Origin of the sequence: Stenotrophomonas indicatrix (genome assembly GCF_002750975.1) — a bacterium.
GTDB classification, from domain to species: Bacteria; Pseudomonadota; Gammaproteobacteria; order Xanthomonadales; family Xanthomonadaceae; genus Stenotrophomonas; species Stenotrophomonas indicatrix.
In genome coordinates this window covers 1,955,432-1,975,131 of record NZ_PEJS01000001.1, presented here as the reverse complement: position 1 = coordinate 1,975,131, position 19,700 = coordinate 1,955,432, and the positions used below count along the sequence as shown (strand labels likewise).

24 protein-coding genes are annotated in these 19,700 nt (G+C 65.5%); 11 read left to right on the top strand and 13 right to left on the bottom strand.

The genetic code is table 11. The features are described from left to right. The 5 genes from CR918_RS09120 to CR918_RS09100 form a co-directional block, all read right to left on the bottom strand. Nucleotides 1-561, bottom strand: coding sequence for a cysteine hydrolase family protein (locus CR918_RS09120; protein ID WP_099842536.1), 561 nt, complete (start codon nucleotides 559-561; stop codon nucleotides 1-3). A gap of 120 nt (nucleotides 562-681) precedes the next feature. Continuing rightward, nucleotides 682-936 (bottom strand): hypothetical protein, encoded by a 255-nt coding sequence (locus CR918_RS09115; RefSeq protein WP_099842535.1) that lies wholly within the window; start codon nucleotides 934-936, stop codon nucleotides 682-684. A 103-nt stretch (nucleotides 937-1,039) separates the two neighbouring features. Next, nucleotides 1,040-1,327 carry a hypothetical protein gene (locus CR918_RS09110; RefSeq protein WP_099842534.1) on the bottom strand — a complete coding sequence of 96 codons (288 nt, stop codon included), beginning with the start codon at nucleotides 1,325-1,327 and terminating at the stop codon, nucleotides 1,040-1,042. 75 nt (nucleotides 1,328-1,402) lie between these two features. Beyond that, entirely contained in the window at nucleotides 1,403-1,900 is a 498-nt protein-coding gene (locus tag CR918_RS09105) for a YciE/YciF ferroxidase family protein (RefSeq protein WP_032974702.1), read from the bottom strand. A gap of 147 nt (nucleotides 1,901-2,047) precedes the next feature. Next, nucleotides 2,048-2,317 carry a hypothetical protein gene (locus CR918_RS09100; RefSeq protein WP_099842533.1) on the bottom strand — a complete coding sequence of 90 codons (270 nt, stop codon included), beginning with the start codon at nucleotides 2,315-2,317 and terminating at the stop codon, nucleotides 2,048-2,050. A 175-nt stretch (nucleotides 2,318-2,492) separates the two neighbouring features. Between CR918_RS09100 and CR918_RS09095 the strand changes: the two genes are divergently transcribed. Continuing rightward, on the top strand, nucleotides 2,493-2,963 hold the full coding sequence (locus tag CR918_RS09095; protein WP_025874500.1) for a BLUF domain-containing protein: 471 nt from the start codon (nucleotides 2,493-2,495) through the stop codon (nucleotides 2,961-2,963). After that, a complete protein-coding gene (locus CR918_RS09090; protein WP_099842532.1) occupies nucleotides 2,960-3,406 on the top strand; it encodes a hypothetical protein in 447 nt (148 codons plus the stop codon). Before CR918_RS09095 ends, CR918_RS09090 begins: the two co-directional genes overlap by 4 nt. Nucleotides 3,407-3,458: 52 nt before the next feature. On the opposite strand, the gene CR918_RS09085 is transcribed toward CR918_RS09090, so the two are convergent. Further along, nucleotides 3,459-3,695, bottom strand: a complete 237-nt coding sequence (locus CR918_RS09085) for a hypothetical protein (protein WP_059064236.1) — start codon at nucleotides 3,693-3,695, stop codon at nucleotides 3,459-3,461. A 247-nt stretch (nucleotides 3,696-3,942) separates the two neighbouring features. On the opposite strand from CR918_RS09085, the gene CR918_RS09080 reads away from it, so the two are divergent. From CR918_RS09080 to CR918_RS09055, 6 genes are all read left to right on the top strand, one after another. Next, nucleotides 3,943-4,476: a sugar dehydrogenase complex small subunit gene (locus CR918_RS09080; protein WP_099842531.1), complete on the top strand. Its 534-nt coding sequence runs from the start codon at nucleotides 3,943-3,945 to the stop codon at nucleotides 4,474-4,476. A gap of 46 nt (nucleotides 4,477-4,522) precedes the next feature. Beyond that, the gene (locus CR918_RS09075; protein WP_099842530.1) at nucleotides 4,523-6,163 is read left to right on the top strand and encodes a GMC family oxidoreductase; all 1,641 of its coding nucleotides are present in this window, start codon (nucleotides 4,523-4,525) and stop codon (nucleotides 6,161-6,163) included. Beyond that, nucleotides 6,160-7,557 carry a c-type cytochrome gene (locus CR918_RS09070; protein WP_033831150.1) on the top strand — a complete coding sequence of 466 codons (1,398 nt, stop codon included), beginning with the start codon at nucleotides 6,160-6,162 and terminating at the stop codon, nucleotides 7,555-7,557. Before CR918_RS09075 ends, CR918_RS09070 begins: the two co-directional genes overlap by 4 nt. Beyond that, on the top strand, nucleotides 7,554-8,825 hold the full coding sequence (locus CR918_RS09065) for a carbohydrate porin (RefSeq protein ID WP_099842529.1): 1,272 nt from the start codon (nucleotides 7,554-7,556) through the stop codon (nucleotides 8,823-8,825). Before CR918_RS09070 ends, CR918_RS09065 begins: the two co-directional genes overlap by 4 nt. A 124-nt stretch (nucleotides 8,826-8,949) precedes the next feature. After that, a complete protein-coding gene (locus CR918_RS09060) occupies nucleotides 8,950-10,524 on the top strand; it encodes a CocE/NonD family hydrolase (RefSeq protein ID WP_099842528.1) in 1,575 nt (524 codons plus the stop codon). 80 nt (nucleotides 10,525-10,604) lie between these two features. Further along, nucleotides 10,605-10,958 carry a hypothetical protein gene (locus CR918_RS09055; RefSeq protein ID WP_059064240.1) on the top strand — a complete coding sequence of 118 codons (354 nt, stop codon included), beginning with the start codon at nucleotides 10,605-10,607 and terminating at the stop codon, nucleotides 10,956-10,958. A 112-nt stretch (nucleotides 10,959-11,070) separates the two neighbouring features. On the opposite strand, the gene CR918_RS09050 is transcribed toward CR918_RS09055, so the two are convergent. Next, the gene (locus CR918_RS09050) at nucleotides 11,071-11,475 is read right to left on the bottom strand and encodes a hypothetical protein (protein ID WP_099784166.1); all 405 of its coding nucleotides are present in this window, start codon (nucleotides 11,473-11,475) and stop codon (nucleotides 11,071-11,073) included. A gap of 238 nt (nucleotides 11,476-11,713) precedes the next feature. On the opposite strand from CR918_RS09050, the gene CR918_RS21145 reads away from it, so the two are divergent. Further along, a complete protein-coding gene (locus CR918_RS21145; protein WP_154231483.1) occupies nucleotides 11,714-11,872 on the top strand; it encodes a hypothetical protein in 159 nt (52 codons plus the stop codon). A gap of 66 nt (nucleotides 11,873-11,938) precedes the next feature. On the opposite strand, the gene CR918_RS09045 is transcribed toward CR918_RS21145, so the two are convergent. Genes CR918_RS09045 through CR918_RS09035 form a run of 3 tightly spaced genes read right to left on the bottom strand, consistent with a single transcriptional unit; the run spans nucleotide 11,939 to nucleotide 14,946 of the window. Continuing rightward, nucleotides 11,939-12,961: an NADP-dependent oxidoreductase gene (locus CR918_RS09045; protein ID WP_099842527.1), complete on the bottom strand. Its 1,023-nt coding sequence runs from the start codon at nucleotides 12,959-12,961 to the stop codon at nucleotides 11,939-11,941. 52 nt (nucleotides 12,962-13,013) lie between these two features. Continuing rightward, nucleotides 13,014-13,802, bottom strand: coding sequence for an SDR family NAD(P)-dependent oxidoreductase (locus tag CR918_RS09040; protein WP_099842526.1), 789 nt, complete (start codon nucleotides 13,800-13,802; stop codon nucleotides 13,014-13,016). Nucleotides 13,803-13,848: 46 nt separating this feature from the next. After that, nucleotides 13,849-14,946, bottom strand: coding sequence for an alkene reductase (locus CR918_RS09035; protein ID WP_099842525.1), 1,098 nt, complete (start codon nucleotides 14,944-14,946; stop codon nucleotides 13,849-13,851). 144 nt (nucleotides 14,947-15,090) lie between these two features. Here CR918_RS09035 and CR918_RS09030 point away from each other — a divergent pair, with 144 nt between their 5' ends. After that, entirely contained in the window at nucleotides 15,091-15,672 is a 582-nt protein-coding gene (locus CR918_RS09030) for a TetR/AcrR family transcriptional regulator (RefSeq protein ID WP_099842524.1), read from the top strand. 61 nt (nucleotides 15,673-15,733) lie between these two features. Here CR918_RS09030 and CR918_RS09025 read toward each other — a convergent pair whose 3' ends face one another. Together CR918_RS09025 and CR918_RS09020 are read right to left on the bottom strand one after the other, a co-directional pair. Continuing rightward, on the bottom strand, nucleotides 15,734-16,429 hold the full coding sequence (locus tag CR918_RS09025) for a type 1 glutamine amidotransferase domain-containing protein (protein WP_099842523.1): 696 nt from the start codon (nucleotides 16,427-16,429) through the stop codon (nucleotides 15,734-15,736). Between the two features lie 16 nt (nucleotides 16,430-16,445). Then, nucleotides 16,446-17,381: an NAD-dependent epimerase/dehydratase family protein gene (locus CR918_RS09020; RefSeq protein ID WP_099842522.1), complete on the bottom strand. Its 936-nt coding sequence runs from the start codon at nucleotides 17,379-17,381 to the stop codon at nucleotides 16,446-16,448. Between the two features lie 174 nt (nucleotides 17,382-17,555). Between CR918_RS09020 and CR918_RS09015 the strand changes: the two genes are divergently transcribed. Next, nucleotides 17,556-18,008: a MerR family transcriptional regulator gene (locus tag CR918_RS09015; protein ID WP_099842521.1), complete on the top strand. Its 453-nt coding sequence runs from the start codon at nucleotides 17,556-17,558 to the stop codon at nucleotides 18,006-18,008. Between the two features lie 26 nt (nucleotides 18,009-18,034). Here CR918_RS09015 and CR918_RS09010 read toward each other — a convergent pair whose 3' ends face one another. Continuing rightward, nucleotides 18,035-19,696 carry a fatty acid--CoA ligase gene (locus tag CR918_RS09010; RefSeq protein ID WP_099842520.1) on the bottom strand — a complete coding sequence of 554 codons (1,662 nt, stop codon included), beginning with the start codon at nucleotides 19,694-19,696 and terminating at the stop codon, nucleotides 18,035-18,037. Nucleotides 19,697-19,700: the final 4 nt, after the last annotated feature.

The window sequence follows — 19,700 nt, the reverse complement described above, 5'->3', positions numbered from 1 at the left end:
TCAGGACGTGGATGACAGCGAAGCGATAATCTGACGGTTGCTGAGTACTTCGACGGCGCCCGATCGCTGCAGGGTCTGCAGGGCCGGCTGGCGGCGGTCCGGCAGGGCGGCGACCGCTTCCCGGGCGACCACCGTCGCGTACTCGCGCGAGTTGGCATCGATGGCAGTGGCCAGCACGCACGCGTCCAGTGCCATGCCGGCCAGCACCAATCGCCGGGTGCCGAGCTTGGCCAGCAGCACCGGCAGTGGCGTGGCGAGGAAGGCGGAGTGCTTCGGCTTGAGGATGAAGTAGTGTTCCTCGCTGGGGGCAAGGTACTCGACGATCTGCGCCGAGGCTCCGCCCTTCTGCCGGCAGGCCTCGACCAGCTGCGGGAAGTCGCGCTGCCAGTTGCCGAAATTGTCATTGGCGTAGATCACCGGGCAGCGGTGCGCGTCGAATGCAGCACGCAGGCGGGCGGTGCGCTGGGCTGCACGTACGGCGTACGGAGCCAGTTGCCGCCCCTGTGGAAAGTCGAACAGGCTGAAAAGATCGATGATGAGCAGGGCGGTGGGCTGTTCCATGGCGGGCTCCGAGGTGTCAGGCCTCCACTGCCTGTTCGTCTTCGGCACCACGCACCAGCGCGCCGGAGCCGCCTGACGGGCGCGGGCTGCCCGGCCCCCTCGGCGGGAGCGCAGGCCCGATCACTGGCCAGCTCCGTCGTCCCCCTCACCCTTGTCGTGCCGAGCGGGCGCCACGCGCTTGCCAAGCCGTTGCGCCTGCTCATCCGGTGTGGCGGCGGCGACGAAGGGAGAGATCGGATCACTGGCCGGGAACGTCTCCGTCAACGCCTGATCATGATTGGCACTGTTGTGGGCCTTGGCCTGTCCAGCGCTGGCAGCAGGCACCGCAGCCGTGTCGTCATCCGGATGGGGCAGGTCTTTCTGATCGCGCTGCATGACATTTCCTCATTGATTGGACCGCATCGTGCGGGGGTACGACAACGGTAAACGTGAACGCGTGAGTACCCGCATCAAGCCGGCGTGGACGCAACGTCAACAATCAAGGCGTCCTTCCATATGAGCTCGAAGCCGTTGCACGGTTGCGGCGCCACGCCAGCAGCTGTCCGATCAGCGCGGTTGCCAGCAACAGCAGGTTGGTGACCACGAACACGGTGGCGCCCAGCACCGCGCTGTAGATCGTGAACAGCGTAGACGCGGTCATCTGCCCGATGAAAAGCCACTTCGAGACGGTTTCCGGGTGCGGCGAGTGCCATTGCTTGACCATCTGCCGGACCAGCGTGGCCATCAGTACGGCTGTGGCGGTCCATCCAAGTAGATCAGGGTGCATACGTCATCCTCGTGCAGAAGCGCGCCGCCCCCCCTGAGGGAGCGACGCGTAGGCTGATCTGCGGTGCACCTGCGATCACGCGGCCTGGGCGGCCTTGGCGTTGCCGCCGCTCTTGGCCAGCAGGGTCAGCTTCTCGTCCGTGGCCTTTTCCTCTTCCAGCGTTTCCAGCAGCAACGGCACAGCGTCCTTGTATCCGAGCTGCTTGGCCAGCGCGGCGATGGTGCCGTAGGAAGCGATTTCGTAATGCTCGACTTTCTGCGCGCCGCCAATCAGTGCTGCATCGCGCACCGGGCCCTTTTCAATGCTCTCGATGACTTCCTTGCCTTCTTCCACCAGGCCTTCCATCGCCGCGCACTTGATCCGCTTCAGGCGGATGCCCAGCACCTCCACCACCTGGTCGATGCGCTCGATCTGGCCCTGGGTCTCCTCAAGGTGTGTCTCGAACGCGGCGGCAAGTGCGGGGTTCTCTGCGGCCCGGGCGAGGCGCGGCAGGGCCTTGGTCAGCTGCTTCTCGGCACTGTAGATGTCGGACAGTTCGTGGATGAAAAGGTCTTCAGCGGTCTTGATGGCCATGGTGCGCTCCAGCAGGGAAGGAGCGACGAGGCTATCCCGGCCAGTGTTGGGGTGCGGGGTAGATGCAGTGAACGGCGGATGCGCATCGAGCGCGCAGATGCATGCATTCCCCTCACGCCGGGCACTGGGCGCGCGTCGGAACCACGCTCAGCGTTGGTCGGTCGCTGCTGCAGATTGGCCGGTTGCCGCCAGATGTTCGCCGTCCACCAGGCGCGCGTTGCTGACGGCCTGGTGCGACCCGCACCTTCCGCAGGTCAGCAGCGTGCCCCCCGTCATCCGCTTGAGCTCCGCGTCGGCGCGGGACACGTGGTGGCACTGGTTGCAGCGGAAGGCGATAGCGGTGACCTGATCGATGCAGCCTCGCGCATCGGTCGCGAAGTCCACTGAAAAGACGTAGAAGAGTCCGGTGTCAGGCATGAAGTCGATCTCGCCGGCGGACCTGTTTCATGCCATGGGGCAGCAGTGCATGGCGTGAATCCTTTTCGGGTTCGTTTTCACATTTCACTGAATTGTTCTGTTTCAGGCTGCGCCTGCTGTGCTGCCTCAACCGGCCTTCTGCTACGGTTGGGAGCCCACTGCAGGGAGGTCGAACGTGCCCATCAGAGCCGTTGTATATACCAGCGAGGCGGCAGCGGATATTGCTGCCAGCCGGCTGGGCCAGACCGGGGGCAGGCTGTGCGGAATCGTGGATGACGCAGCACGTTTCAACCGTGATGCCGGCGTCACTGGCGTATTGCTGTTCGATGGCGCGCGCTTTGTGCAATACATGGAAGGCCCGGACGATGGCCTGCAGGTGGCATATTCCCGGGTGCTGGGTGCCAGCAGCCACAGCGGCCTGATCGAACTGCAGCGCGGCAGGGTGGGGCAGAGACGCCTGCCTTTCTGGCCCATGCATTGGCTGCCGGTGGAACCGACGGAGCTGAGACGGGTGGCCGGCGCGGACTGGACCGGTTTCGTCCAGCGCGAAGGCACCGCTGCGCCCACCACTACTGCCACGGGCATGGAGCTGCTGCGCGCCCTGGTTGAACCCTATACCGCCTCACCCAGTACGGAGTCGCCATGACACAAGCAACTTTCCACAGCGGACACCACCGCCGGCTGGACGTTGTTGCCGGAGCGTGGGAGACCACCCTCATCGCGCTGCAACCCGACGGCAGCACGGGCGGGGTGTCGTTCGCATCGGACGTTTACACGTGGATGCCCAATGGTCACTTCCTGGCGCATGAGGTCGACGCGATGATGGACGGGCAGCGTGTGCGCTCCACGGAAATCATCGGCGTCGATGTTGAATCCGGTGGTTTCTTCAGCCGCAGCTACGACGCTGATGGTGGCACCAGCGATTTCACTTCACGACTTGATGGCGGCAGGTACACCATCCAGGGCCAGTCCCAGCGGTTCGACGGCGTGATCAGCAGCGACCGGCAGTTGCTGACCGGGGAATGGGAGCATCGGGTCGGCGATGACTGGATACCGTTCGTCCGCATCGTGCTTGAACGGGCCGAGTAGATCGCTTGTTCCGCGGGCGCCCCCGCATCGGGGGCTTCGCTGTTGGCCGCGCCTAGCGCTTGGGCGGCGGCGGCGCGGCTTCTTTCCCGCGTTCAGCCTCTGGCCCCGAGGCCTGGTCTTCGGAGGCGGCGGTGCCGCTGCCGCCGCCGGGCACGTTGCGCGCCGGCGCGCTGGCCGCTGGCGGGGTTTGCCGAACCGCATCGGCATGTTGTGCCTTATCGGTCGGTTCGCCTTGGTTGCAGGCCGACAATGCCATCGTCGCCACGGCACACAGCAGCAGTACCCGCATGGTCACTCTCCAGAGTAGGAAACCCCTTGTTTCTAGCGTTGAGCGCGTTGTGCGGGCGTGACGGGGGCGGCAGCGCACCGGCTGAAATCTGCCTCTGCTGGTGCCGGGAAGAAGGGCGCTTCGCCGCGCTGCGGCTCTTCCTGCTCACTCCGCGACGACGTTCAGGTGCGTTAAAGTTGCCGGCGTAGGTGCCCCCCGCGTCGCGGTCAGGGGCAGCCGAAGAAGTGACGCATCAGGAGTCCACATCATGAGTGTTCCCGAGGGATTGGAAGGGAGTGGGCAAGGCCTGACGCGCAGAACCTTCCTGCTGGCCGTTGGCTCCGCTTCGCTGCTGCTTGCCTGCAACGGCAAGGCGCCAGCAACCCATGCCGGTGCCACGCCGGCGAAACGGACGGACGGGCGCTTTCTGCAGCTCTCCCAGGCACTGACCGGGAAGTCCGACCTTGATCCGGCAACCGCCGGGCGCATCGAAGCCGCCTTCGCCAAGCTGCATCCCGACATGCACGCCCAGTTCCCCGCACTCGCGGCCAAGGCGCAACAGGTGCACGGCGCTGAAGCACTGCTGGCGGCTGTTGGCGATGCACGGCCGACAGCGCTGGCCATCATCACTGCCTGGTACACCGGCAGCGTAGGCAAGGGGCCGCAGGCCATCACCGTTTCCTATCGCGATGCGCTGATGCAGCGCCCGGTGGACGATGGCCTGTTCCCGCCCACCTACGCACAAGGCGGTCCCGCATGGTGGACGGCCGAACCGCCGGCGGCGGTACGCGCGCACGGCTGAGCCTGCGCTCCCAGCTCTTTTCCCGTAATTGTTATGGATTCCCCTCATGAAAGCTCCGGTTTTCCGTGATGGCGACGCCGATGCCGATGTTGTGATCGTCGGTTCGGGCGTCGTCGGCGCATTGATCGCCCACCAGTTGGTTCGTGCCGGAAAATCGGTTCTTGTGCTGGAGGCGGGCCCCCGCCTGCATCGTTCCGACGTGGTCGAAAACTGGCGCAACGTCAGCTTCGAACGGCGCATCGGCAGTGATTTCCAGGGGCCGTATCCGCAGTCACCGCTTGCCACCGCGCCGCTGTACTTTCCGGCCAATGACTACGTGGGCCTGACCGGCCCCGACGCCAGCAGCTTCCATCAGGGCTTCATCAAGGCCGTGGGTGGCACCACCTGGCACTGGGCCGCCTCCTGCTGGCGCCACCTGCCGGTGGACTTCAGGATGCAGAGCACCTACGGGGTGGGGCGCGACTGGCCGATCAGCTACGACGACATCGAGCCTTATTACTGCCGCGCCGAGGAGGCGATGGGCGTCTCCGGGCCGAATGATCCGGCCAAGCAGAGCCCCTCCGAGCGATCCAGGCCCTACCTCGCCGACATGATTCCCTGGGGCAACGGTGACAAGGTGTTCGCCGAGGTGGTCAATCCACACGGCTACAACCTGGTGCCCATTCCGCAGGGTCGCATGGTCACGCCCTGGAACGACCGGCCCGCCTGCTGCGGCAACAACAACTGCCAGCCGATCTGCCCGATCGGCGCGATGTACAACGGCATCCATACCATCGAAGCGGCCGAGAAACTGGGTGCGCAGGTGCTGGCCGAAGCAGTGGCCTACAAGATCGATACCGACGCGCAGAACCGGGTCACGGCCATCCACTGGTATGACAACAACAAGGTCAGCCACAAGGCCACCGGCCGCAGTTTCGTGATTGCGTGCAACGCACTGGAGACGCCGCGTCTGCTGCTGCTTGCCGCCAATGAGCAGAACCCGAACGGCATCGCCAACAGTTCCGACCAGGTCGGGCGCAACATGCTCGACCATTCCGGTTTCCACTGCTCGTTCATTGCCGACAGGCCGATCTGGCTGGGCCGTGGACCGGCGCAGTCCAGCTGCATGGTCGGCCCGCGCGACGGCGCCTTCCGCTCGCAGTACTCGGCCACCAAGATCATCCTCAACAACATCAGCCGGGTGGCGATCGCCACCGACCAAGCGCTGAAGAAAGGCCTGGTCGGCGACGCGCTGGATGCGGAGATCCGCCGCCGTGCGGTCTTCGGCGTGGATCTTTCGATCAGCCTGGAACCCTTGCCGGATCCCAGCAATCGCCTGACGCTGTCCAAGTCGCGAGTGGATGGCCACGGCCTGGCCTGCCCGGATATCCATTACTCGCTGGGCGACTACGCCCGCAAGGGCTATGACGAGTCCTGCAAGCAGTTGCGTCACATCGGCTCGCTGTTCAACGCCGAGGAATTCGTCATCACCACGGCGCTCAACGCCAACAACCACATCATGGGCTCGACCATCATGGGCGCGGATCCGCGAGATTCGGTGGTCGATGGCGATTGCCGCGCACACGATCATCCCAACCTGTGGCTCCCGGGCGGCGGCCCGATGGTGTCGGCCAGCGTGGTCAACAGCACCTTGACCATGGCCGCGCTTGCGCTGAAGGCAGCAGATGCCATCGAGCGTGCCGCATGAAGACCTTCTGCTCGCTTCTGCTGATGATGCTGGCTGCAGCCAGCCAATCCGCGCGCGCAGACGAGGTTGCCGAACGTGGGCGCTACCTCTCGGTCGCTGCGGACTGCGTGGCATGCCACACCAGCCCCAAGCAGGGCAAACCCTACGCAGGCGGCTACGCGATTGCCTCGCCGCTGGGTGAGATATGGGCAAGCAACATCACGCCCTCCAGAAGCCATGGCATCGGCCTCTACAGCGAAGATGATTTTGCCAAGGCGGTACGCGAAGGCGTGCGCAAGGACGGCGCCCATCTGTATCCGGCGATGCCCTATACCTCCTATGCCAAGCTGACCGACGAGGACATCCACGCGCTGTATACCTACTTCATGAAGGAGGTGGCGCCGGTCGATGAGGAAGCTCACGCGACCGAGCTGCCGTTCCCCTTCAGCATCCGCCAGTCCATGGCGGTGTGGAACCTGCTGTTCCTGGACAAGGAAACGTTCACCCCCGATGCGGGCAGGAGCGCGCAGTGGAATCGCGGCGCCTATCTGGTGGAGGGTCTGGCGCACTGCTCCAGCTGCCACAGTCCGCGCGGGCTGATGATGCAGGAAGTGGGTGGCAAGGCCTTCGCCGGCGGATCGCTGGGTGACTGGTACGCCCCCAACATCACCTCCCACCCCACCAGCGGCATCGGTGGTTGGAGCGATGCCGAGCTGGCCCAGTACCTGAAGACCGGCCGCGTCGCCGGTAAGGCGCAGGCCGGCGGCGGCATGGCCGAAGCGGTGAGCAACAGCCTGTCCAAGCTGCAGGACGAGGACATCGCCGCCATCGTCGCCTACCTGCGCACGGTGCCGGCCGTGGCCGACCCTGATGCCACGCGGGCCGCCTTCGCGTGGGGAGACGCCGCCACGGCGCCGGGTGAGCAGCCGGTACGCGGAACGAGTGCTGCATTGGCCTCGGGCGGTGTGCTGTATTCGGGCCTGTGTGCAAGCTGCCATGGTTCGCGCGGCGAGGGCAGCAGGGACGGGTACTACCCCTCCCTGGTGCACAACACCACCGTCGGCATGACCCGCCCGCAGAACCTGATCGCCACCATCATCGGCGGCATTGACCGCGATGTGCACGGCGAACACGCGTTGATGCCGCACTTCTCGAAAGGCTCGTTCGTACAGGACCTGAGTGACGCCGATATCGCAGCGGTTGCGACCTACGTGCGCACGCAGTTCGGGCCGGGTGACCAGGTCACCGAGGCGCAGGTTGCGCTGACCCGTGCCGGCGGCGAGAAGCCACTTCTGGCGAAGATTGCACGCTTGTGGCTGCCGATGCTCATCCTTGCCGTGCTGGCGTTGGTAGGCATCGTGCTGCTGGTGCGACGCGCCTGGAAGACCCGAAAGGCGCGGAGGGCGGCCGCATGAATTTCGTATCCTTGACCGGCATCGGGCTGCTTGCCTTCATCGTCAACGGGTCGGTGTCGGCTGCCGAATCAAGTGCCACCGCCAAGCCCAAATCGGTCGACAGCGTCGCGCAGACGCCGCTGAGCGCGGATTGGGCAGCGCGCCTCTGGCTGCAGGACCACGGCGTTACCCCCAGCGCACGCATCGTGATCGGCAGCGGCGTCAACAGCGATGGTTACAAGGGCAGTGGCTGGTCCACCGCCGAGCACATCGACCTGGGCGCGACGATCGACACCGGCAAGGCATTCGGCTTCGACGGCACCCTGCGCGTGGTGTTCTCCGATCGCTTCGGCAACGCCATCAACGAACGATCCACCGGTTCCTACATCCAGAACCAGGCCTTCTATGGCCAGGGCCAGAACCTGCGTTTCAACGAGCTCTCCTACGAGCGTTTGCTGCTGGGCAAGCGGTTGAGCCTGAAGGGTGGCTTCTACTCGATGGGCAACGACTTCGGTGGCTTGCCTTACACCTGCAACTTCAACAACAACGGCCAGTGCGGGCATCCGCTGGGCCCGATCTACAGTTCTGGCTGGCTGGACAATCCGACAGGCCAATGGGGTCTGCGGGTCAAGTGGAACGATCCCTCAGGCTGGTACGCACAGACCGGCATCTACGACGTCAACCCGACGCGCAAGCAGGCCAACAGTGGCTTCCGTGTTTCGACGAAGGGAAAGACCGGTCTGTTCCTGCCGGTCGAGCTGGGCTACAGCCATGGCAAGTCCGGAGAGGACTATGGCGGTACCTACAAGGTCGGCTACTACCTGGATACCTCCAACGCCGATGACATCGGTGACCCGACGGCACCTCGCGCTTCGCATCGCAGCGGTTCGTACGTGCAGGCCGCACAGCGGGTGTGGAAGCCCGAGGGTGACACGGTGCGCGGCATTTCGGTGTTCGGCGTGGCTACCCGTGCCGACGCAAAAACAGGGCTCATGCGCCACTCGTGGGAAGCGGGCGTGAGCTGGCGCGGGGTGATCGCATCGCGCGAGGATGATGTGCTCAGCCTGGCCTGGAACCGGCTGGACATCTCCGACCGGCTCGCCCGCCATCAGCAGCTGACCGGAAAGGATGTGCAGAGCAACGAGCAGTTCGTCGAGCTGAACTACGGCGTGCAGGTCGCCCCGTGGCTGGTGCTGCGGCCGGCGGTGCAGTACGTGGCACGGCCCGGCGCCTATGCCAGCCGACCCGACAGCTGGGTGTTCACCCTGCAGGCGCAGGCAACGCTGTAGGCGCATCAGGGCCCGCAGCATGGGGTGCCGAACGTGCGTCCCATGCTGCAACGCAAGGTGTAAGCCACCATTCGCACTGGTACGGTCCTGCCCGTTGCACCAACAACGACGGGGAGAGACGACGATGCGCAAGGTATTGCTGCTGTTGATCCTGCTGACCGGACTGGCGCCCACCGCCTGGGCTGCCACGGTCAAGACCACCCACCGCACCCTTCCCAGCTGGGACGGCACGCCCCTCGGGGTCTTTGTCATCGAACCCCAGGACGCAGGTGGCGGCAAGTACCCGCTGCTGGTGATGCCCAGCAGCTGGGCCGTTCCCAGCGTGGAGTACGTAGGGGTGGCACAGTCGCTGGCCAAGCGCGGCTATGTGGTCCTCAGCTACAGCTCGCGCGGCTTCTGGGAGTCCGGCGGGGCCATCGATATCGCCGGGCCGGCCACGGTCGAGGATGTCAGCGCATTGATCGACTGGGCGCTGGACAACACCCAGGCCGACCCGGCGCGGATCGGCGTCTCGGGCATCTCCTACGGCGCCGGCACCAGCCTGCTGGCGGCGGCACGCGATCCCCGCATCAAGGCGGTGGCCGCCCTCAGCGGATGGGCCGACCTGCAGGCGTCGCTGTACGCCAACGACACCCCCAGCGCACAGGGAATCGCGCTGCTGGTGGCCGCCGGCCTGGTCACCGGCCGACCTGGGGCAGAGCTGGCCACGATCAACCGCAACGTGCTGGTCGGCAACTATCAGGGTGCAGTGGAATCGCTGCTGCCCGTGGCCGCCATCCGCAGCCCTGCTGCGAGCATCAGCGAGATCAACGCCAACCAGCCGGCCGTGTTCCTGGCCAACGCCTTCAACGACAGCCTGTTCCCGCCGGGTCAGCTGGTGGACTTCTTCAACCAGCTGAAAGGCCCCAAGCAGCTGCAACTGCGCCACGGCGACCATGCCCTCAACGAGGCCTTGGGCGCACTTGGCATTCCAAACGAGGTCTACGACTCGGCGGGCGACTGGTTCGACCATTACCTCAAGGGCGTGGCCAACGGCATCGACCGCGAGCCGGCGGTGCAGCTGAAGTCGCAGAAGGGCAGCTGGAGCAGCTACCCGAACTGGCAGGCGACCAGCAGTGGTGCGGTCAGCTACGCGTTGACCGCACCCGGCGGCCTGCTTCTGCCCACTGGCGGCCTGGCTGAGAACGGGCGCAGCAATGGCTGGAACTACCGCATCGGCAGTGGCCTGGCTACCGCCGCCAATTCCGGCGTGGCGATGGTGTCCGGCTCGCTGCAGATGATCAACCTTCCGCCGGGTGCGTACGTGCCTTTCATCGGGCGCAACGCCGCCGGCGTCTGGCAGGGGCCGGTGTACTGGAACGCACGCCGCCTGGACGGCGCGCCGGAAGTGCGCGTGACCGTCACTCCGAGCCGCGCCAACACCACGCTGTATGCCTATCTGTACGCGGAAGATGTGCTGGGCAATGGCCAGCTGATCAGCCACAAGCCCTACACCCTGCGAGGCGTTGCGCCCGGCCAGGCGACCACCCTCGATCTGCGCCTGGAAGCGAGCAGCTGGAACATTCCGGCGGGCAGCCGGCTGACGCTGGTGGTCGATACGGTGGACCTGCGCTATGCAGGCATCAGCCAGTTGGGCGGGGCGGTGACCTTCAGTTCGCCCGCGTCCGCACCATCGGTGCTGAAGGTGCCGTTGCATTGAGTTGCAAGCGGGCGCCCGTCGTTGCGGGCGCCTGCTTGCGTTGGTTACGCTGTTCGCATTCATGACGCATGGAGTATTCGATGGGGCCGGAAACGCTGATCGGCACAGCGGCAGCCGCCATCGCGCTGGTGGTAGTGCTGGCCCTGTTCAACAAGAAGCGACAGCCACCTTCGCGGATCTTCAAGTGCGGTCGCTGCGGCAGCGCCGCTCACCACAACGATCGCACCAGCAACGCCTGGCGCAATGGCAAGACCCGGTTCTTCTGTCAGGCCTGCCATCGCCAGTGGCTGCAGTCACAGCCGCCGTCCGAGCGGAGAAGCGGCGACGCTCGGAGCGATTTCACATCCAGCACCAAGAACGGCGGCTGCCTTGGCGTGCTCGCACTGCTCGCCGTGTTGCCACTGGGCGGATGGCTGGCCTGGGCCTGTATCTGAAACTACGTTTCGCGCCGTGCTGCAGCGTGCGGGGCCTCCTGCCATCCACGTAGTACGGGCTGGCAGGTCGAGCTGCGGACACCAGAGGGCATCCGCGGACCGCGTGCTGCACTCAAAGCTTGCCGGCCGTCCTGTAGCGGGACGCGCCCTGTTCGATCAGCGTCTGCAGCTCACGCAGAAGAGCCGGGTCCCAGGCATCGAAGTTGAAGCAGGACTTGCCTTGCATATGCTTCTTCAGGGCCGGGCTGATGCCCGCCAGAAGCTCGGGAAAGGTGTAGACGGGCATGAAGTGGAATGAATGCCTGCGGCCCGATGCCTTCACCGCGCCGAAGAACTGCGCCTTGCCCTTGGCGTCTGCGTTTCTGCAATTGGCGTAGAAGTGACCAGCATCATCGTGTACCACCAGAAGATCGGCCTTGTAGGTGAGCAGCAGATCCCGCAGGGCGACGAACAGGTCGGGCGACGGACTGTCCAATGCACTGTTCGGCTGGGAGGCAGGCAGGCGAGGGTTCTTCATCGAAGTCGGCCCGGAGGGGAGTGCAGCGGGGATATCGTGCGCAGGTTCTGCCGGGCCAGCCTAGCACGCGCCCAGAGGCGGGTAAGGGCGCGATCGGTGCTGCCCGGATACAGGCGTCGGGCAGAGGAGGATATGGGTCCTGATGGTACGGGCCAGTGTTGGCAGATGGAGATGGACTTGCAGCCTCGAGCACCTGAACATTGCGCTGCAAACACACCCCCCGCAACCTGGCACCTCGATGAAGACTCTGGCTTTGATCGCACTTTCTCTTTCCATCTGCATCAGCCTTGCCGGATGCATCGCCCCGTTCCGCGTCAAGGCGCGTGAATATGCGGCCGCCGGCACGACCGCGCCCAAAACGCCGGCTCCGTCGATTCCTGCAGCGCCACCGCGGTGACGGCGCGGAGCAGCAATGGGCGAGGGCTTCGGTGCTGTTGAAAGCAGCGGGCCCGATGCTGCCTCCTCAGGGCTGCACGTGCTGTGTCTGCACCATCTGCACCACCACCTTGCCCTTGGCGCGGCCGCCGTCCATGTAGGCCAATGCTCTGCCGGTTTCCTCGAAGGGAAAGACCGTGTCCACCACCGGGCGCAGGGCGCCTGATTCGACCAGTGCCGTGACCTGTTCCAGCTGTTGCCCATCAGCACGCATGAACACGAAGCTGTACCGGATGTTCCTGCGCGCGGCCTTGCGGCGGATGCGAAGGCTCAACAGGCGCAGCACCTGCCGAAGCGGCCAGGCCAATCCTCTTGCCGCACCGAATGCTGGCGTGGGTGGCCCGGAAATGGAAATCAGGTGACCGCCGGGCTTGAGGATGCCGAGGGATCGATCGAGTTCGTCGCTGCCGAGGCTGTTGAGGACCACGTCGTAGTCACGCAGCACGGCAGCAAAGTCCTGCTGCCGGTAATCGATGACGACGTCCGCACCCAGTGCCTTCACCCAGGCAACGTTGGCCGTGCTGGTGGTGGTGGCGACGAAGGCGCCCAGGTGCTTGGCAAGCTGGATCGCAATCGTGCCGACGCCACCGGAGCCGGCCTGGATGAAGACCCGCTGCCCCTCCTTCAGTGCTGCGGTTTCGACCAGCACCTGCCAGGCGGTCAGTGCCACCAGTGGCAGGGCGGCCGCCTCGACCATGCCAAGGTTCTTCGGTATTGGTGCTACCGACGAGGCCTTGACCGCGATGTACTCGGCAAATCCGCCGATGCGATCATCGTCCGGGCGGGCATACACCTGGTCGCCCGGCTTGAACCGGCCTGCGCGATCGCCGACCCGCACCACCGTCCCGGCCACATCGTTGCCCAGGATCAACGGAAAGCGATAGGGCAGGATCTGTTTGAACTCGCCGTGCCTGATCTTGCTGTCCAGTGCATTCACGCCTGCGGCATGAACCCGGATCAGGACATCGTCGTCGCCCACATGCGGCTCGGGCACGTCGGCGATTCGGCCGACGTCCTTGCTGCTGTAGCGGTCAATGATGAAGGCTTTCATGGCGGGCGGTTCCTGCAGTGATGGGGCCGGGTGGATGCAACGGAGGCCGGCCTCAGGCGCCGGTGCGGTAGCGCTCTGCGGCGTGCGCCTGGCGGATGTCGCCGAGCAGGGGCTGACGTGCGCCATCCAGCGTGTCCCAGCGTTCGGCCACGTGCAGCGGCGGAATGGTCACCGTTTCGCGACGATCGAAGCCGACCAGCGCTGCATCGACCAGTTCGCCCACGTCCATCACTTCAGCAAGCGTGGTGATGTCGATACCGGCGCGTTCCCAGATCTCGGTGCGCGTGGCAGCGGGCAGCACCGCCTGCACATGGACGCCCTTCGGGGCCAGTTCCTGGCTCAGGCCCTGCGACAGGAACAGCACGTACGCCTTGCTCGCGCCGTACACGGACATGCCGAACTCCGGTGCAAGGCCAACCACCGATCCGATGTTGACGATCGCGCCGTTGCCGGCACCGACCAACCGCGGCGCAATGGCGGCGGCCAGGCGCGTGAGCGCGGTGGTGTTCAGGGTGACCAGGCGTTCGATGGCGTCGGCCGACTGTGCGAGGAAGTCGCCGGACTGGGCGATACCGGCATTGTTGATGAGGATGCCGATGCGCGCATCGTCGCGTAGCCGTGCCTCGACCGTGGCCAGCGCGTCAGCCTGGGTGAGATCGGCCGGCAGTATGTCCACCGCCACGCCGGTCTCTTGGCGCAGTCGCGCGGCGAGTGCTTCCAGGCGGGCGCTGTCACGCGCGACCAGGACGAGGTCATGTCCGCGCCGCGCGAAGCGGTCGGCATAGGTGGCACCGATGCCGCTGGAAGCGCCGGTGATGAGGACGGAAGGGAGGACGGACATGATGGGCTTCTCTGGACGGGGGACGTGTCGGATGCGGGCGGTCGCGTTACTGCGCGTGCGCTTCAGGCAGGGTGGGGTAGTCGGTGTAGCCTTCGGCGCCACCGCCATACAGCGTGGCCGGGTTCAGTGCCGCCAGCGCTGCGCCGCGCTTGAGGCGCTCGACCAGATCAGGGTTGCTGATGAACGGGCGGCCGAAGGCGACCAGGTCGGCCTTGCCTTCGGATACTCGGGCGCTGGCGAGCTGCAGGTCGTAGCCGTTGTTGGCCAGGTAGGTGCCGTTGAAGCGACGGCGCAGCCCATCGAAGTCGAACGGTGCCACATCGCGCGGGCCACCCGTGGCGCCCTCGACCACATGCAGGTAGACAATGCCCAGCGCGCTGAGTTGATCGACGATGTAGTCGTACTGGGGCTGCGGATCGCTGACGGTGGAGATGGCATTTGCCGGCGACACCGGCGAAATGCGCACGCCGGTGCGCTCAGTGCCGATTTCGCGCGCCACCGCAGCGGTCACCTCAAGCAGGAGGCGGGCACGGTTCTCGACCGAGCCGCCATACGCGTCGGTGCGCTGGTTGGCCCCATCCTTGATGAACTGTTCGAGCAGGTAGCCATTGGCGCCGTGGATCTCCACGCCGTCAAAACCCGCTGCGATGGCGTTGGCAGCGGCTTGGCGGAAATCGTCGACGATGGCGGGCAGCTCGTCGATGTCCAGGGCGCGCGGCTCGGACACATCGACGAAACCATTGTTGACGAAGGTCTTGGTCTGCGCGCGGAGGGCCGAGGCGGAAACCGGCGCGGCGTTGCCGGGCTGCAGGTCGACGTGCGAGATGCGCCCGACGTGCCACAGCTGCACGAAGATGTGCCCGCCGCGTGCGTGCACCGCATCGGTGACGGTGCGCCAGCCGTCGATCTGGTCCTGCGTGTACAGCCCCGGGGTGTCCTGGTAGCCCTGCGCCTGCGCCGAGACCTGGGTGGCTTCGGTGATGATCAGGCCGGCTGATGCGCGCTGGGCGTAGTAGGTGCTGGCCAGCGGACTGGGTACCAAGCCATCGCCGGCGCGGTTGCGCGTCAGCGGTGCCATCACGATGCGGTTGGCCAGCGTCAGCGGGCCGAGGGGATAGGGCTGGAAGAGCGTGGCGTCGGACATGGGAGGGTGGGCTCGTCTACGGAGGAGGGGTCTGGATCAATGATGATGCTCGTCATCATTGATGTCAATGGTTTGATGATGAATATAATCTATGTGTGTTAAAGTAGCCTCCACACGCGACAGGACTCCCAAGGGCGAAGGCTCATGAAGGTCACCAAGGCACAGGCGCAGGCCAACCGGGCACACATCGTCGAAACCGCCTCCACGCTGTTCCGCGAGCGCGGCTACGACGGCGTTGGCGTGGCCGACCTGATGGCCGCCGCTGGCTTCACCCATGGCGGCTTCTACAAGCATTTCGGCTCGAAGGCCGACCTGATGGCCGAAGCAGCCGCCTGCGGCCTGACCAGCTCGGCTGCAGCGGTGGCTGATCTGGATGTGCAGGCATTCGTGAGCGAGTACCTGTCCCGCGCGCATCGCGACGGGCCCGGCCAGGGTTGCACGCTGGCGGCGCTGTGCACCGATGCGGCGCGGCAGACGGAGGCGGTCAAGGCTGCCTTTGCGGCCGGCATCGAGGCCAGGCTGGCAACACGTGCCACGCAGGAGGGGCAGGCGCAGCGCGATCCGGACGATGCGGCGCGTGCGCGCAGGATTGCGCTGATGGCTCAAGCGGTCGGCGCGCTGGTGCTGTCGAGGTCCTGCCCGGACGAATCGCCGCTGGCGGACGAAATCCTGGATGCATGCCGGGCGGATCTGCTGGCCCGGCTGCCAGCTGCGTCCAGCCGCTGAGCTGCGCCTTCCAGCGCCAGGACGTGCTGGAAGACGCTGCGCTGAAAGGCAATGGCCGGCGCTAGCCGGATGTGCGCAGCAGCGCCGCAACCGCCTTTGCCGTCGCCTTGGCCGACTGCGGATTCTGGCCGGTGACCAGCCTGCCATCGACAACCACCTTCGGCACGAACGGCAGTAGTCCCTTCTCGTACAGCGCTCCTCGCTGGGACATTTCCGCCTGCGCGTTGTACGGCATCTGCCTGGAAACACCCGCCAGGATTTCCTCGGTCCAGGAAAATCCTGTTACCCGCCGGCCCTGCACCAGCAGTTGCCCATCGCTCAGCCGGGTATTGAGCAGGCCGCAATAGCCGTGGCAGACCGCCGAGACGATCCCGCCCTGCTCATGGATGTCCCGTGTGATTTTCTGGATGCCCTCGCTGTCCGGGAAATCCCACATCACCGCATGCCCACCGGTGAAGTAGATCGCGTCGTACGCGGCAGCGTCGACGTTGTCGGGGGCGAGCGTGTTGTCCAGCAGTGCCATGCGCGCCGGATCCCGCAGCCATGCCTTCGCCGAATGGTCCAGCGCCGGCCATTTCAGCGAGCGCGGCTCAAGTGGTGAGTGCCCGCCGCGTGGGCTGACCAGGTGCTGTTCATGGCCTTGCCCGGCGAACAGGTCGTAGGCATGCGTCAGTTCCGACAACCAGAGCCCGGTCCTGTGGCTGGGGTCATCGTAATGCGCGACGTTGGTGACAACATGAAGGATGCGACGGTTCATCAGATACGCCTCTGGCTCATTTTCCGGTTTCCCATTCGTGCTTGATCTGCCGCAGTCCTGCGTCGTAGCTGGTTACGGGAAAGTCGGGAAAGCGCTGCTTGAACTTTCCGGATTCGAAGCGATTGTCATGCTCATAGCGCGGCAGCAGCTCCCGAATCTCGCGCGCACCTTTCGAGAACAGGCCGGCGATGTACAGCGCAGTCCTGCCGAGGGTGGCATGGGTGTCCGGCCTGCCGAACACAGCGCAGGCCAGGGTGGCGAACTGGGCATAGGTCAATCTCGGCTCACTGCAGGGCAGATGCCACGTCTGGTTCTGCGCGTCGGGCGTATTGCCCAGCAGTGCGAGCGCGCGACTGGCGTCGGGCGTCCAGATCAGCGTTCTGAGGGTATCGTCGCGCAGTGGCACGCGCGGCGACTTGCCAGCCTTCAGCCTGTCGATGATGAGGGCATTGGTGAAGCTCTGCGTGTTGCCCGGGCCATAGAATTCCGGTGCTCGGGCGATGGTGACGGCGATGCGCCCGGCTGCCATCTCATCCAGGACCATGCGCGCCATCTCTGCGCGCACGCGTGCCTTCCTGCCGGCCGGTGCGAACGCGATGTCCTCGGTCTGCGCAGCCGCCGTCTGCGGATACATGTAGGTATTGTCGAAGTACGCAAATGCAGCGCCGGTGGCGACGGCGGCATCCAGTGCGTTCTTCAGCATGGAAGGAAACTGCCGCTCCCAGAGCCCTGAATCCGGCGGCAGCCCTGCGGTGAAATAGACGATGTCGCTGCCTTCAACGGCTTTCAGCGTCTGCTCTGCGTCCAGCAGGTCCGCCGGCACAAGCTGGTCACCCGTGTTGACCGGCCGCGGCGTGCGGCTCACGAGGCGAAGGTCGTCGGTGTAGGTGCGCCTCAACGCGCGCGCCAGTTCCTGGGCGATCTGGCCGTTTGCTCCCAGAATGGTCTGCATCTCTTTTCCTTGGGCGTCTGGGCCTCTGATCGCCCGGGGTGGAAGTTCAGCCCAGGGCGCCCGCATTTCAGTGCCGCGCGGGTGCTCGCCAGACCGCCGTCGGCAACCTCTCACGCTGACGGTCGCGGCAGTGTATGTTTAAAGTCAACTTGAAGGTCAAGGGGCAGTGGCAGGATGAAAATCGGGGATCTGGCCAAGGCCACGGGCCTGGCCCCATCGCGTATCCGGTTCTATGAGGCCGAAGGCCTGATCAGCGCGCCGCCCAGGGGGAGCAATGGCTACCGGATCTATTCCCCGGACGTATTGGGCGTGCTGCAGATCATCGACAACGCGCAGCGCGTCGGCTTCTCACTTGATGAGATCCGGCATTTCCTGCCTGGGGGCACGCAGGCGTGCGATCACCAAGGCCTGGTCGAGTCGCTGGGCAGGCGCCTGGCCGAGATCCGACGCTTGATCCTGCAACTGCAGGAGAACGAAGCGCGCCTGCTGGGCATCATCGAGGGTGTCACCCAGCGTCCTGAGGGCATTTCCTGCACCGACAACCAGGTCAGGCTGATGGATCTGCTGGATCCTCCACGGCGCCAGCGGGGCGGGGGCGCCGGGCGATCAAGCAGAAGAACGAAGTGACCCTCCGTTGGCCGTAGGCCGCAGCGTCAACCTGCGTCGGTGGCTGCGCCCACATCATGCAGGTTGCGCAGCTTCTTCTTGTTGATCTTGCCCACGCTGGTGCGTTCCAGCGAATCGACGAAGCTGACGCGGTCGGGGATCGCGTAGCGGGAGATATCACCGGAGCGGCTGCGTGCTGCGACCAGTTCGATGATCTCCGCCTCGGTCACATCGCTGCCGTGCTGCCGGACCACCAACGGCAGCGGTCGCTCGCCCCATTTCGAATCGCTGATGCCGATCACCGCGACCTCGTTGACCGCCGGATGCAGGGCGATGATGTCCTCCAGGGCAAGCGAGGAGATCCACTCGCCACCGGTCTTGATCACATCCTTGATGCGGTCGGTCACGCGCAGGTAGCCGCTGCCATCGATGTTGCCGATGTCCCCGGTGTGCAGGTAACCGCCGGCCCATAACGCCGTCGAAGCGTCCGGATTGTGCAGATAGCCCTGGGTGAGCCAGGGCGTGCGCACCACCACTTCCCCGGTGGCGATGCCATCGTGGGCAACATCATTCATGCGTTCGTCGACGATGCGCAGGTCAACCAGCGGCACCGGAATGCCGGCCTTGGTGCGCAGGGACAGCTCCTCGTCCGGGCCGTCCACGGCGTCTGCATCGATCTGCGCGAGGGTGAGCAGCGGGCAGGTTTCGGACATGCCGTAGCCGCCGAAGATGTCGATGCCACGGGCCAGTGCCTGCTGCGCCAGTGCCCGCGGTAGTGCCGCGCCGCCGATGATCACCTTCCAGCGGCGCAGGTCGGTATCGGCAGCGGCGGGATGGCCCAGCAGCATATGCAGGATGGTCGGCACGCAGTGCGAGAACGTCACCTTCTCGCGGGCGATCAGCGCCAGCAACGCGCCCGGCAGGTAGCGACCGGGGTAGACCTGCTTGATGCCCAGCAGCGTGGCCACGTACGGCATGCCCCAGGCATGGACATGGAACATCGGCGTGATCGGCATGTAGACATCGTCGCGGTGCAGGCGGCCCTGGTTGGACGCGCTGCCGAGGGCTGCCATCGCCGCAAGCGAGTGCAGTACCAGTTGCCGATGGCTGAAGTACACGCCTTTGGGCAGGCCCGTGGTGCCAGTCGTATAGAACGTGGTGGCGCGGGTGTTCTCGTCGAAGTCCGGGAAGCGGGTGATGGGCGTGGCCTCGCGCAGCCCGGCCTCATACTCGGTCACGAAACCCGCTGGCAGCGGGCCCTCATCATCATCCAGCAGGATGCGCGTGCGCACGTCCGGCAGCTGTTCTTCGATGGCGTCCAGCACCGTCAGGAACTCGCGGTTGGCCAGGATCACCCGCGCACCGCTGTGATTGAGCGTATAGGCAATCTGCTCGGGCGCCAGGCGGATGTTCACCATCATCAGCACCGCTCCGATCATCGGCACGGCGAAATAGCTCTCCAGGTAGCGGTTGCTGTCCCAGTCCATCACTGCCACCGTATCGCCGCGCTTTACCCCGAGCGAGATCAGCAGCCCGGCCAACTGGCCGATGCGGGCCTGCAGGGTGCGGTAGTCGAAGCGGACCTTGTCGCCGTAGATGATTTCCTGCTGTGGACGCACTGCCAGAGGTGTCAGCAGCAGCTGCTTGATCAGCAGGGGGTAGGCGTGAGGCTCGGCGGCGGGCGCGTCTGCGGCGGTGGCGAATGACATGTGA

Bases quoted from the DNA above. Each gene is read 5' to 3' on its own strand.
- CR918_RS09105 (WP_032974702.1), bottom strand. From the start codon at position 1,900: ATGGCCATCAAGACCGCTGAAGACCTTTTCATCCACGAACTGTCCGAC.
- CR918_RS09015 (WP_099842521.1), top strand. From the start codon at position 17,556: ATGAAAATCGGGGATCTGGCCAAGGCCACGGGCCTGGCCCCATCGCGT.
- CR918_RS09025 (WP_099842523.1), bottom strand. From the start codon at position 16,429: ATGAACCGTCGCATCCTTCATGTTGTCACCAACGTCGCGCATTACGAT.
- CR918_RS09040 (WP_099842526.1), bottom strand. From the start codon at position 13,802: ATGTCCGTCCTCCCTTCCGTCCTCATCACCGGCGCTTCCAGCGGCATC.
- CR918_RS09010 (WP_099842520.1), bottom strand. From the start codon at position 19,696: ATGTCATTCGCCACCGCCGCAGACGCGCCCGCCGCCGAGCCTCACGCC.
- CR918_RS09110 (WP_099842534.1), bottom strand. From the start codon at position 1,327: ATGCACCCTGATCTACTTGGATGGACCGCCACAGCCGTACTGATGGCC.
- CR918_RS21145 (WP_154231483.1), top strand. From the start codon at position 11,714: ATGAAGACTCTGGCTTTGATCGCACTTTCTCTTTCCATCTGCATCAGC.
- CR918_RS09085 (WP_059064236.1), bottom strand. From the start codon at position 3,695: ATGCGGGTACTGCTGCTGTGTGCCGTGGCGACGATGGCATTGTCGGCC.
- CR918_RS09070 (WP_033831150.1), top strand. From the start codon at position 6,160: ATGAAGACCTTCTGCTCGCTTCTGCTGATGATGCTGGCTGCAGCCAGC.
- CR918_RS09050 (WP_099784166.1), bottom strand. From the start codon at position 11,475: ATGAAGAACCCTCGCCTGCCTGCCTCCCAGCCGAACAGTGCATTGGAC.
- CR918_RS09045 (WP_099842527.1), bottom strand. From the start codon at position 12,961: ATGAAAGCCTTCATCATTGACCGCTACAGCAGCAAGGACGTCGGCCGA.
- CR918_RS09030 (WP_099842524.1), top strand. From the start codon at position 15,091: ATGAAGGTCACCAAGGCACAGGCGCAGGCCAACCGGGCACACATCGTC.
- CR918_RS09075 (WP_099842530.1), top strand. From the start codon at position 4,523: ATGAAAGCTCCGGTTTTCCGTGATGGCGACGCCGATGCCGATGTTGTG.
- CR918_RS09020 (WP_099842522.1), bottom strand. From the start codon at position 17,381: ATGCAGACCATTCTGGGAGCAAACGGCCAGATCGCCCAGGAACTGGCG.
- CR918_RS09065 (WP_099842529.1), top strand. From the start codon at position 7,554: ATGAATTTCGTATCCTTGACCGGCATCGGGCTGCTTGCCTTCATCGTC.
- CR918_RS09060 (WP_099842528.1), top strand. From the start codon at position 8,950: ATGCGCAAGGTATTGCTGCTGTTGATCCTGCTGACCGGACTGGCGCCC.
- CR918_RS09120 (WP_099842536.1), bottom strand. From the start codon at position 561: ATGGAACAGCCCACCGCCCTGCTCATCATCGATCTTTTCAGCCTGTTC.
- CR918_RS09080 (WP_099842531.1), top strand. From the start codon at position 3,943: ATGAGTGTTCCCGAGGGATTGGAAGGGAGTGGGCAAGGCCTGACGCGC.
- CR918_RS09090 (WP_099842532.1), top strand. From the start codon at position 2,960: ATGACACAAGCAACTTTCCACAGCGGACACCACCGCCGGCTGGACGTT.
- CR918_RS09100 (WP_099842533.1), bottom strand. From the start codon at position 2,317: ATGCCTGACACCGGACTCTTCTACGTCTTTTCAGTGGACTTCGCGACC.
- CR918_RS09055 (WP_059064240.1), top strand. From the start codon at position 10,605: ATGGGGCCGGAAACGCTGATCGGCACAGCGGCAGCCGCCATCGCGCTG.
- CR918_RS09115 (WP_099842535.1), bottom strand. From the start codon at position 936: ATGCAGCGCGATCAGAAAGACCTGCCCCATCCGGATGACGACACGGCT.
- CR918_RS09035 (WP_099842525.1), bottom strand. From the start codon at position 14,946: ATGTCCGACGCCACGCTCTTCCAGCCCTATCCCCTCGGCCCGCTGACG.